Origin of the sequence: Amycolatopsis pittospori, from assembly GCF_013870525.1 — a bacterium.
Taxonomy (GTDB): Bacteria; Actinomycetota; Actinomycetes; order Mycobacteriales; family Pseudonocardiaceae; genus Amycolatopsis; species Amycolatopsis pittospori.
The window spans coordinates 165,500-174,210 of the sequence record NZ_JACBXD010000005.1 but is presented as its reverse complement, the minus strand read 5'-3'; the positions used below and the strand labels follow the sequence as shown (position 1 = coordinate 174,210).

Below are 8,711 nucleotides of genomic sequence, written 5' to 3'. Positions count from 1 at the left end.
GGCCGGGCGGAAGCCGCCCACGCCCGGATCGACGCGGCCAGCGCCGCTTGTTCCTCGGTGATCGCGATCGACACGGATGGACCTCCTCGCGGTGACCTACCCGCGAGTGTAGAACGTGTTACAGTTTCTTGCCCAGTGGGTCGCGACTTGAACAGTTCGTCCGCTTAGGTACGCTACGCGGAGAAAGTGGAACAAGTTTCGAAGATCGGCTCGATGAAGGGGGACGTGGAGATGCCAGGAAAGGCGAAGGCACCCACGAGCGCGAAGGCGCGAAGCGGTAACGGTCTTTCCGCGCTGGGCGGCGAAGAACTCGGGTCCGCGGCACAACGCGACCGGCGCCGCCGCATCATCGACGCGACGCTGGCGCTCGCCGCGAAGGGCGGGTACGACGCCGTCCAGATGCGCGCCGTCGCCGAGAAGGCGGACGTCGCGCTCGGCACGCTCTACCGTTACTTCCCCTCGAAGATCCACCTGCTCGTTTCCGGCCTGGCCCGCGAATTCGAGCGCGCGCAAGAGAAACTGGAACGCTCCGCCATCCCCGGGGACACCGCGAGCGAACGGCTGATGTTCGTCCTCGGCCGCAACACCCGGCTGATGCAGCGCGACCCGCATCTGACCGAGGCCATGGTCCGCGCCTTCATGTTCGCCGACACCACCGCGGCCGCCGAGGTCGAGCAGGTCGGGCGGCTGATGGAGAACATGTTCGCCAAGGCCATGGGCATCGAGGACCCGACCGAGGCCGACCGCGACATCTTCCACGTCATCGCCGACGTCTGGATGGCGAACCTGGTCGCCTGGGTGACGCGGCGCGCGTCCGCGGCCGACGTCGCGAACCGGCTCGAACTCTCGGTGCACCTGCTGCTGGACAAGAACGACTGACCGCCCCGGCGCCCGAGGCGGAGACGTGTTGCGAAAGCCACTTTCGCAACGTTGAAGGTTGCGAAAGTGGCTTTCGCAACGTCCCGCCGGGTGACGCGCCCACGGCTCAGGTTCCCTTGAGGGACAAGCCAGACGTGTTGCGAAAGCCACTTTCGCAACAGCCGCCGGGTGACGTGCCGACGGCTCAGGCTCCCTTGAGGGACAAGCCAAACACACCGTGCCCGCGCACGTGTTCTCCGGTCCGTGAAGGCCTCCTTGAGGGACCCAGGGTCCCTCAAGGAGGCCTTCACGGACCAACTGGCCGCGTCCCCCGTCAGGCCGTCAGCTTCGGCAGCACGTCCCGCCCGAAGGTCTCGATGAACTCGTCCTGGTTCCGGCCCACGTTGTGGACGTAGATCCGGTTGAAGCCGGCGTCGACGTACTTCTGCAGCGCCGCGCGGTGCACGTCCGGATCGGACGAGACGACCATGCGGCCCTCGAAGTCCTCACGCCGCACCAGTTTCGCCATCTGCGCGAAGTCGAACGGCGAGCGGATGTCGGCCTTCGGGAACTTCATCCCGCCGTTGGGCCACTGGTCCATCGCGTTCGCCCACGCCGTCTCGTCGTCCTCGGCCCACGACAGGTGTACCTGCAGCAGCTTCGGCATCGAGTCCGGGTCCTTGCCCGCCTTGCGCGCGCCGGTGCCGAAGTTGTCGAGGATCCCCGCCAGCTTCTCGATCGACGCGCCCGGCGTGATCAGCCCGTCCGCGAGTTCGCCGGTCTTGCGTGAGGTGTACGGGCCGGCCGACGCGATGTAGATCGGCGGCGGCTCGTCCGGCAGTGTCCACAAGCGAGTGGTGTGCAGTTTGAAGAACTCGCCGTTGTGCTTGACGTCCTTGCCGGTGAACAGTTTCCGGATGACCTCGAGCGCCTCGAACATCCGCCGGACGCGTTCGGGCGCCTCGGGCCAGTAGCCGCCGATGATGTGCTCGTTGAGTGCTTCGCCGGAGCCGATCCCGAGCCACGTGCGGCCCGGGTACGTCGCCTCCAGGGTCGCCGCGGCCTGCGCGACCATCGACGGGTGCAGCCGGAACGACGGACAGGTCACGCCCGGTCCGAGATCGCCGGTGGTGTTCTCCGCCAGCGAGGCGAGAACGCTCCACACGAACGAAGCTTCACCCTGTTGAGGGACCCAGGGCTGGAAGTGGTCGGCGGCCATCTGGCCGGAGAATCCGTGCTGTTCGGCGAGCGCCGCCAGCCGGATCGACTCGCGCGGCGAGAACTGCTCGAGTGCCGCGGCCAAGCCGATTTGAACCTCAGTCACGCCTGTTGCCCCTTCCGAAAGCTCTCGGCGACCTTCGCGTACTGGTCGAGTCGTTCCAGTGTCGCCGCTTCGGGCTCGGTCGGCAGGAAGAGCGTCGCCTCGTCGACGCCGCCCTCGACCAGCCTGCCCAGCGCGTCCACCTCCGGGGTGGCACCGAAGGCAGAGAACTTGATGTCGCTCCGGCCCTGGTCGGCGAGCCACCGGCGCGCCTGGCGAAGTTCCTCCGGCGGGGTGTGGGCGTGGGGCAGCCAGCCGTCGCCGTACGTGGCGATCCGCTGCATCGCCTTCTCCCCCGCGCCGCCGATGTAGATCGGCGGATGTGGCTTCTGCACCGGCTTCGGCCACGCGAAGATCGGGTCGAAGTCGACGAACTTGCCGTGGAACTCGGCTTCGTCCTTGGTCCAGATCTCCTTCAGCGCGGCGAGTTGCTCGTCGACGAGCACACCCCGCGTCCGCGGGTCCGTGCCGTGATTGCGCATTTCCTCCCGGTTCCAGCCAACGCCGACCCCGAAGACGAACCGGCCCCGCGAGACCAGGTCGAGCGAAGCGACCTCCTTCGCGGTGTGGATGACGTCGCGCTGCTGCAGCAACGCGACGCCCGTCCCCAGCTTCAGGTCCGAGGTGGCCCCGGCCGCGGCCGTCAGCGCCACGAACGGGTCCAGCGTCCGGTAGTACACCCGCGGCAGGTCGCCACCGCCCGGATACGGCGTCTCCCGGCTGACCGGGATATGCGAATGCTCGGCGATGTGCAGCGAGCTGAACCCGCGCTCTTCCACCGCGGCCGCGAGTACGTCCGGGCGGATGCCTTCGTCGGTCACGAACGTGGCGATTCCGATGTCCATGTCCCGTAACTACCCGGGCACACCGCGCGATATTCCCGAAGCCCTAGACGTTGCGGCGATACTGGCCTCCGACCTCGAAGAACGCCTCGGTGATCTGGCCGAGCGAGCACACCCGCGCCGCGTCCATCAGCACGCCGAACAGGTTCCCGCCCCGCGTCGCCGCCTCGCGCAGCGTCTTGAGCGCGACCTGCGCGTCGGCGTGGTGACGGTGCTGGAAGTCCTCCAGCCGGTTCAGCTGCGACACCTTCTCGTCCTCGGTCGCCCGCGCGAGCTCGACCTCGACGTCGTCCTCGCCGGCGTTCGGGTTACGGAAGGTGTTGACGCCGATGATCGGCAGCGTGCCGTCGTGCTTCTGACGTTCGTAGAGGATCGACTCGTCCTGGATCTTGCCGCGCTGGTAGCCGGTCTCCATCGCGCCGAGTACGCCGCCACGTTCGGAGATCCGGTCGAACTCCAGCAGGACGGCCTCTTCGACCAGGTCGGTCAGCTCGTCGATGATGAACGAACCCTGCAACGGGTTCTCGTTCTTCGACAGGCCCCATTCCTTGTTGATGATCATCTGGATGGCCATCGCGCGCCGCACCGAGCTCTCCGACGGCGTCGTGATCGCCTCGTCGAAGGCGTTCGTGTGCAAGGAGTTCGCGTTGTCGTACAGCGCGCACAGCGCCTGCAGCGTGGTGCGGATGTCGTTGAAGCTCATCTCCTGCGCGTGCAGCGACCGGCCGGAGGTCTGCACGTGGTACTTGAGCTTCTGCGAGCGCTCGTTGGCGCCGTAGCGCTCCCGCATCGCGACGGCCCAGATCCGGCGCGCGACCCGGCCCAGCACCGAGTACTCGGCGTCCATCCCGTTGGAGAAGAAGAACGACAGGTTCGGCGCGAAGTCGTCGATGTCCATCCCGCGCGCGAGGTAGCTCTCGACGTAGGTGAAACCGTTCGACAGGGTGAACGCCAGCTGCGAGATCGGGTTCGCCCCGGCCTCCGCGATGTGATAACCGGAGATCGACACCGAGTAGAAGTTCCGGACGCCGTGCTCGATGAACCATTCCTGGATGTCGGCCATCATGCGCAGGCTGAACTCGGTGGAGAAGATGCAGGTGTTCTGCCCCTGGTCCTCCTTGAGGATGTCCGCCTGCACGGTGCCGCGGACGTTGCGCAACGCCCACTCGCGCAGTTCGGCGGCCTCGGCTTCGGACGGATCGCGGCCGTGCTCGGCCTTGAACGCTTCGACACGCTGGTCGATCGCGGTGTTGAGGAAGAACGCGAGGATCGTCGGCGCCGGGCCGTTGATCGTCATCGACACCGAGGTGCTCGGCGACGTCAGGTCGAAGCCGTCGTAGAGCACCTCCATGTCTTCGAGTGTCGCGATGGAGACGCCGGAGGTGCCGACCTTGCCGTAGATGTCGGGCCGGGTGTGCGGGTCGTGCCCGTAGAGCGTGACGGAGTCGAAGGCTGTCGAAAGGCGCTTCGCGTCGGAATCGGCCGACAGCAGCTTGAACCGCTTGTTGGTCCGGAACGGGTCGCCCTCGCCGGCGAACATCCGCGCCGGGTCCTCACCCTCGCGTTTGAACGGGAAAACGCCTGCGGTGTAAGGGAAGTATCCAGGCAGGTGTTCGCGGCGCAGGAACGACAGCAGCTCGCCGGACTCGGTGTACCGCGGCAGTGCCACCCGCGGGATCCGGTTGCCGGACAGCGTCTCGCGCCAGAGCTGGGTGTGCAGTTCCTTGTCGCGGATCTTCACGACGAGCTCGTCGGCGCGGTAGGACTCGGCGAGTTCGGTGAAACGCGCCAGCAGGTTCGTCGACTCGCCGTCCACATCGGACTCGGCGGCGGCGAGGAGCCCGTCGAGCGCGTCGGTGCTCGCGTCGACGGCGGCCAGCGCCTCCTTGGCGGCGGCGAGGTGCTCGTGCTTGCGCAGTGCGGCGACCTGCTGCTCGGTCTTGGTGTGGTAGCCGCGGACGGTGTCGGAGATCTCCGCGAGATAGCGGGTCCGGTTGGCCGGGATGATCGTGCTGGCGTCGGTGGACACCTTGCCCTCGACCTTCGGGAGCACGCCCGGCGAAACGACCAGGCCGCGCTCGGCGAGGGTGTCGCGCAGGTGCTGATACAGCGCCGTGACGCCGTCGTCGTTGAACTTCGCGGCGCTGGTGCCGTAGACCGGCATGTCCTCGGGCGAGGAGCTGAACGCCTCGCGGTTGCGGACGAGCTGGCGCGCGACGTCGCGGCGAGCGTCCTCCGCGCCGCGGCGCTCGAACTTGTTGATCGCGACGGCGTCGGCGAAGTCGAGCATGTCGATCTTCTCCAGCTGCGACGCCGCGCCGAACTCCGGCGTCATGACGTACAGCGACTGGTCCACGTAGTCGACGATGCCGGCGTCACCCTGGCCGATCCCCGGGGTCTCGACGATCACCAGGTCGAAGCCCGCGGCCTTGCAGGCGAGGATCGACTCGGAAAGCCCGGTCGGGATCTCGCCGCTGGTGGTCCGGGTGGCGAGCGAGCGGAAGTAGACCGGGCTGCCGTCGAGGCAGTTCATCCGGATCCGGTCGCCGAGCAGCGCTCCCCCGCCCTTGCGGCGGGACGGGTCGACGGCCAGTACGGCGATGCGGAGCTTGTCCTCCTGGTCCAGGCGGAATCGGCGGATCAGCTCATCGGTGAGCGACGACTTGCCGGAGCCACCCGTACCGGTGATGCCGAGGACCGGCGTCGTCCGCGCCTTGGCGGCTTCGGTGATCTTGTCGAGCCAGTCCTGCGGCAGGGACTCGCGCTGAAGCTGGGTGATGACCCGCGACAGCGCGGGGATGTCACCCGAAAGCAGTTTGTCGAGCGAGCCCGGCGACTGTGCGGACAGGTCCGTGTCGCAGGCCTTGATCATCAGGTTGATCATGCCCGGGAGGCCCATCTCGTAGCCGTCCTCGGGCGAGAAGATCCGCGCGACGCCGCGCGAGTGCAGCAGGTCGATCTCCTCGCGGACGATGACGCCGCCCCCGCCGCCGAACACCTTGATATGCCCGGCGCCGCGTTCGTTCAGCAGCTCGACCAGGTAACTGAAGTACTCGACATGACCGCCCTGGTAGGCACTGATGGCCACACCCTGGACGTCCTCGGCGATGGCCGCGGTGGCGACCTCGTCGACCGACCTGTTGTGCCCGAGGTGCACCACCTCCGCGCCCTGCGACTGCAGGATGCGCCGCATGATGTTGATGGACGCGTCGTGTCCGTCGAAAAGGCTCGACGCCGTCACGAAGCGAACGGGGTTCACGGGCCGGTGCAGATCGCTCATCCCTCCAAAATACTTGGACTTCCGACTATTTTAAACCCGCCCACTTGCGTGACGGCGCTCTCACTCGTCCTTGACAGATCAACTCGCACCAGTATATTCAACCTTAGGGTTAAACAACCGAATGATTGAGCAGCGATGACCACTGATCAGCTCAGCGCCACGTTCGCCGCACTGGCGGACCCCACCCGCCGGGCCATCCTCGCCCGGCTGGCCACCGGTGAGGCCAGCGTCAACGAGCTGGCCGAACCGTTCCCGGTCAGCCTCCAGGCGGTTTCGAAGCACCTGAAAGTCCTCGAACGCGCGGGGCTGATCAGCCGGAGCCGGACCGCTCAATGGCGGCCCTGCCGGCTGGAGGCCGCACCGCTCGGCGACGTCGCCGACTGGGTCGAGCGGTACCGGCTCTTCTGGGAAGGCGGCTTCGACCGCATGGAACGACACCTGGCCGAACTTCAGAAAGGTGATCAGGATGAGTAAGACCATCGCACTGCCGGAAATCGTCCCGCAGGACCAGTGGCAGGTCGCCCGGGACGCCTTGCTGGCCAAGGAAAAGGAACTCACCCGGGCAGCCGACGCGGTCGCCGCCGAACGGCGACGGCTGCCGATGGTCCGCTTCGACGGCAAGTACGAGTTCGAGGGGCCGCAAGGACGGCTGACGCTGCTGGACCTGTTCGAAGGACGGCGTCAGCTGATCGTCTACCACTTCATGCTCAACCCCGGGCAGAAGGCGGGCTGCCCCGGCTGCTCGCTGGTCGTGGACAACATCGGTCACCTCGCACACCTGCACGCCCGCGACACCACGCTGTACGTCGTCGCGCCTGCGACGCTGCCCGAGATCGAGCGGTACAAGGAGCGGATGGGCTGGACCGTCCCCTGGGTCTCGACCGACGGCAACGACTTCAACCCCGACTCCGGCATCGACGGCGGATTCGGCATCAGCGTCTTCCTGCGCGACGGCGACGACGTGTACCGGACGTACTTCACCACCGACCGCGGCGGCGACCAGCTGGTGTCGACCCTGCGGTACCTGGATCTGACGCCGTTCGGGCGGCAGGAGGCGTGGGAGGAATCCGGCCGCGGGACCGACGCGCCGGGAAGCTGGTGGAAGCGGCACGACGAGTACTGAGCTTCCCGCATTTAGTCCTCTGAATGCGGGATTCGCGTGTCGAGAACCGCCAAGCGGCTCCGACTCCCAGGTGACGGCGCCCGGAACCGGGCGCCCCACCGGAGGGATCCAGAAATGCGCAAGCTCCTGTACTTCGTCCACACCTCGCTCGACGGCCGCATCGAGGGCCCGAACGGCGAGTTCGACTGGCCGGGCATGGGGCCCGAGCTGTCGGATCACTCCCAGGAACTGCTCGAACGAGCCGACACCTTCGTCTACGGACGGCGGGTGTGGGACATGATGTCGTCGTTCTGGCCGCAGGCCGAGACGCTGTCGGACGACCCGCATGACGTGCGGTTCGCCCCGATCTGGCGGAAGACGCCGAAGGTCGTCTTTTCGAAGACGCTCACCTCAGCGGACTGGAACACCGAAGTGGTCGCCGGCGACCTCTCTGAGCGGGTCGCCGAACTCAAGGCCAGGCCCGGCAAGGATCTGCTGCTGATGGGCGGGACCGAACTGGCCACCGCGCTCGCCGACCTCGGCCTGATCGACGAGTTCCACGTCGTCGTGCATCCGGCGGTGCTCGGCGGCGGCAAGCAGATTTTCGCCGGCGGCGTCCGGTCGGACCTGCGGTTGACCGGCACGCGCACGTTCGACGGACGTGCGGTGCTGTCGACCTACGAAGTGAGGTGAAACCAGGGCGGCAGCCCCTACGCTGCCGCCGTCAGCCTCACCTGGCGTTGCTCGCCCGCAACGCGATCCACTGCCGCATCGCGTATTCGACCAGCGTGATCAGCGTCTGCTTCGTCGACTCCCGTTCCCGGGCGTCACAGCGGACGATCGGGATGTTGGGGTCGATCGACAGCGCTTCGCGCACGTCGTTGATGTCGTGTTCGAGGATGCCGTCGAAGGTGTTGACCCCGACGATGTAGGGCAGGCCCCGGTCCTCGAAGAAGTCGATCGGCGCGAACGAGTCGGCCAGCCGTCGCGTGTCGGCCAGCACCACGGCGCCGATCGCGCCGCGGACCAGGTCGTCCCACATGAACCAGAACCGCTGCTGTCCGGGTGTACCGAACAGGTAGAGGATCAGGTCCGCGTCGAGGGACACACGGCCGAAGTCCATCGCGACCGTGGTGGTCGACTTGTTGGGCGTCTGGTCGAGGTTGTCGATCCCCCGACTGGCGTCCGTCATCATCGCCTCGGTGGTGAGCGGGACGATCTCCGACACCGAACCGACGAAGGTCGTCTTGCCCGCACCGAAGCCACCCGCCACGACGATCTTCGCGGATGTCATGGTCGGGGGCGCGG

Annotated in this window: 8 protein-coding genes; 4 read left to right on the top strand and 4 right to left on the bottom strand. The window is 67.1% G+C overall.

What is annotated here, in order from left to right; genetic code table 11:
* Positions 1-231 precede the first annotated feature (231 nt).
* Positions 232-879, top strand: coding sequence for a cholesterol catabolism transcriptional regulator KstR (gene kstR / locus H5J31_RS04715; protein WP_181771202.1), 648 nt, complete (start codon positions 232-234; stop codon positions 877-879).
* Between the two features lie 313 nt (positions 880-1,192).
* Here kstR and H5J31_RS04710 read toward each other — a convergent pair whose 3' ends face one another.
* From H5J31_RS04710 to icmF, 3 genes are read right to left on the bottom strand one after another with little or no spacing between them, the layout of a single operon-like run.
* Entirely contained in the window at positions 1,193-2,182 is a 990-nt protein-coding gene (locus tag H5J31_RS04710) for a TIGR03557 family F420-dependent LLM class oxidoreductase (RefSeq protein WP_181771192.1), read from the bottom strand.
* Positions 2,179-3,024, bottom strand: a complete 846-nt coding sequence (locus H5J31_RS04705; RefSeq protein ID WP_181771191.1) for an LLM class F420-dependent oxidoreductase — start codon at positions 3,022-3,024, stop codon at positions 2,179-2,181. The genes H5J31_RS04710 and H5J31_RS04705 overlap by 4 nt, the downstream gene beginning before the upstream one ends.
* A gap of 43 nt (positions 3,025-3,067) precedes the next feature.
* Positions 3,068-6,301, bottom strand: a complete 3,234-nt coding sequence (gene icmF, locus H5J31_RS04700; RefSeq protein ID WP_181771190.1) for a fused isobutyryl-CoA mutase/GTPase IcmF — start codon at positions 6,299-6,301, stop codon at positions 3,068-3,070.
* Positions 6,302-6,436: 135 nt separating this feature from the next.
* On the opposite strand from icmF, the gene H5J31_RS04695 reads away from it, so the two are divergent.
* The 3 genes from H5J31_RS04695 to H5J31_RS04685 all read left to right on the top strand — a co-directional run bounded on the left by H5J31_RS04695 (position 6,437) and on the right by H5J31_RS04685 (position 8,096).
* The gene (locus H5J31_RS04695) at positions 6,437-6,775 is read left to right on the top strand and encodes an ArsR/SmtB family transcription factor (protein ID WP_181771189.1); all 339 of its coding nucleotides are present in this window, start codon (positions 6,437-6,439) and stop codon (positions 6,773-6,775) included.
* Entirely contained in the window at positions 6,768-7,424 is a 657-nt protein-coding gene (locus tag H5J31_RS04690; protein ID WP_181771188.1) for a DUF899 domain-containing protein, read from the top strand. The genes H5J31_RS04695 and H5J31_RS04690 overlap by 8 nt, the downstream gene beginning before the upstream one ends.
* A 114-nt stretch (positions 7,425-7,538) precedes the next feature.
* Complete coding sequence (locus H5J31_RS04685) at positions 7,539-8,096, top strand: dihydrofolate reductase family protein (protein ID WP_181771187.1); 558 nt, start codon at positions 7,539-7,541, stop codon at positions 8,094-8,096.
* Between the two features lie 37 nt (positions 8,097-8,133).
* Here the strand turns inward: H5J31_RS04685 and H5J31_RS04680 are convergent, their stop codons facing one another.
* Positions 8,134-8,697, bottom strand: coding sequence for a GTP-binding protein (locus tag H5J31_RS04680; RefSeq protein ID WP_007033694.1), 564 nt, complete (start codon positions 8,695-8,697; stop codon positions 8,134-8,136).
* Positions 8,698-8,711 lie beyond the last annotated feature (14 nt).